The sequence below is a fragment of the Microvirga sp. P5_D2 genome, from assembly GCF_054049475.1.
Genome location: NZ_JBFUMH010000330.1, coordinates 1 through 2,365 on the forward strand (window position 1 = coordinate 1; position 2,365 = coordinate 2,365).

4 protein-coding genes are annotated in these 2,365 nt (G+C 60.8%); all 4 read right to left on the reverse strand.

The features are described from left to right. Window positions 1-97 precede the first annotated feature (97 nt). A complete protein-coding gene (locus tag ACXJKO_RS31310) occupies window positions 98-886 on the reverse strand; it encodes a hypothetical protein (protein ID WP_457094899.1) in 789 nt (262 codons plus the stop codon). A 32-nt stretch (window positions 887-918) separates the two neighbouring features. Further along, window positions 919-1,182 carry a hypothetical protein gene (locus ACXJKO_RS31315; RefSeq protein WP_457094900.1) on the reverse strand — a complete coding sequence of 88 codons (264 nt, stop codon included), beginning with the start codon at window positions 1,180-1,182 and terminating at the stop codon, window positions 919-921. A gap of 184 nt (window positions 1,183-1,366) precedes the next feature. Then, window positions 1,367-1,933: a TIGR02301 family protein gene (locus tag ACXJKO_RS31320; protein WP_457094901.1), complete on the reverse strand. Its 567-nt coding sequence runs from the start codon at window positions 1,931-1,933 to the stop codon at window positions 1,367-1,369. Further along, a partial coding sequence (locus ACXJKO_RS31325) for an NUDIX hydrolase (RefSeq protein ID WP_457094902.1) occupies window positions 1,930-2,365 on the reverse strand: 436 nt, incomplete at its 5' end. The genes ACXJKO_RS31325 and ACXJKO_RS31320, both read right to left, overlap by 4 nt.

Consider the following 2,365-nt stretch of genomic DNA (forward strand, 5'->3'; position numbering starts at 1 on the left):
GTGGTGATGTGGGATGGCGGATTGGAAACGCCATCGCAGGGTGAGGTGGTCCAGTTCGAGGAGACGATTGGCGAAACCGAAACGTGATATTCTGCGGCTACGTTAGCTTGAAGATTTGAATATCGGTGCAAAGGGCCTTGTTGAGGTCTTTCGATTCCGTGCCGGAACGAACGGAGACACGGGCAATCGCTGCTGCTGGCGTGTGCTCCAGGAAGTCTTTAAAGAAATGCCAGTGCACTCCGAAACGGATGAGTTTGCAGTAGGCGTCCTTCAACAAGCCTGCTTGTTCGAGTGCATCACGACTCGGGATGCGTTCAGCAGTAAACAGTTGCAAATGCGGCAGGCTTCCTTTCGGAAAGGCGCGTTTCCCAAGTTCCTTGATGTCAGCGAGGATTTCACTCGTCGTTATGGCGTATAGCGTCGCGCATTGCCAACTGACATGCCGTTGGCGTCGCCTTACCAGCCATTCGTCATTCTGCTCGTCGGTGTAGCCGAGAAGCGCGCCTTCCATCCGCTCAAGTGCGTCACTCCACGGATGCTTTTTTATGAGATTCTTGAGCATCATGAAGGCTGGGATACGCCGAGCCTCATCCTTCAACGCATAGTAGCGGGTCCATTCGCCTCGAATGATATGTCCATTGAGTGAGTAGGGCTCACAGAGCTCGCGCACCTCGTGTTTAACGAATGTTCCAAGCTCGACTTGTCGTTCAAACTCCTCTTCCGGCTCCCACATGTCTTGATCGTCGAAAATCATGTCATGGAAATAGGCGAGAGGCTTGAGGCCCTGTAGCATGAACTCAAGCTCGCGATTGGTATGGATCTTGTAGCTAAGCTCGCGAAGATGGGCGGGGAGAGCTTGATCCTCTTCCCTGTTGTCATTGGACATAACTGATCATGCCTTGGAAGCTCAAGAAGCCTTCAATGCTTCAGCGAAACCGCCATCGAGAACGCGCCGCTGCGGATCTTGTCGGCGAGCGTTGCGGCGTATTCGGCCACCGCGTCCTCGCCATAGGTCGTGACGAGTTCCGTGAAGGCTGCGAAGAGGGCGGCTTGGGCCATGCAATCGGCATCGAGCCCGTCGAGCTCGGCCTCGGCGAAAGCCTCGGTCACATAGCTTAAGGCGGCCTGCTTGATGGCGCTGAGTTCGGGCAGCTCGTTGAGAGGGACGTCGTTGTCGTTCATGATCCAGGCCCCTTTTCTAGGGGCGGCGCCCGGGTTCGGTTGATTCGACCTTAAGACATCGCGCCGTCCCGAGGCCAGCATCACCTTGCAACGAGGTTAACGCGAGGGGTAGTAGCCGGAAAAATGTGGATAATAAGGGGAGTGCGTCGTTTTTGCCACAATAGCGAAGGCACTTGCAAGCCCTCTAGCCGCCGTAGCGCCCGGTGATGTTGCGGGCGAGCTGCTCGCCCTCCTGCAGGAACCGGACTGAGGCCTCCTGCGCCGAGGGCGTGCACACCCGGTAGGTGAGGGCATAGGCCTGATAGCCCTTGTTGTAGGCGCCGGCGAGACGCTCCTTGCGTCCGGGCGTCGTGCCTTCCGTATCGAGGAGCACCTGCATGCGCCGGCCCCATTCCTGGGCGTCGGGCGCGGTGCAGAGGGGGCGCAGCATCGCGAGCGAGCCCATGATCTCGGCAAGCCGCAGCAATTCCTTCTCGTAAGGCGCCGGCGGCGGCTCGACCGCCGGCGCGGGCTCAGCCTGCTGCTGGGCGGGAGCTTGCTGCTGCGGCGCCGATTGCTGCGGACGCCGTTGCTGAGGCTGCGGGCGGAATTGGGGCTGGGGCCTGTATTGCGGCTGCGGAGCAGGCTGCTGCGGCACTGGCGCCCCGCGCGGCGCGCCGAAGAGGCGCTCGAAGAAGCCCTGGGCTGAAACCGGCTGGATCATAGCAGCGAGCACCGCGAGAGCGGCCAGGATGGGGCGCAGGGATTTCATGCGGGCGCATCCTCGCGGGCGAGCCTGAACGCCTGCTCTAGAATTCCGGCGAGGCCCTCGGTCATGGGAAGGTCGGCGATGTCGCGCAGCGTAACCCAACGGATGTCCTTTGCTTCCGGTCCTGTCTGGGGTTCGCCGGAAACCCAGCGGGCGGCATGGGCGGCGATCACGACATGATGCTTTATATCGCCCTTCTCATCCCTTTCAATGAACTCGACGGGGGCAATCAGGCCGATCAGCTTGGCCTTAACCCCAACCTCCTCGCGAAGTTCCCGCAAGGCGGCTTCGCCCAAGGTCTCGCCGGTCTCGACCATTCCGCCGGGAAGCGAATACAGCCCCTCGCTCGGCGGCTTGCCTCTCGCGGCGAGCAGGATGCGGCCGTCGCGGATCACCGCCACGGAGGCGGCGAGGATGGGACGCGAGGGATAGGAT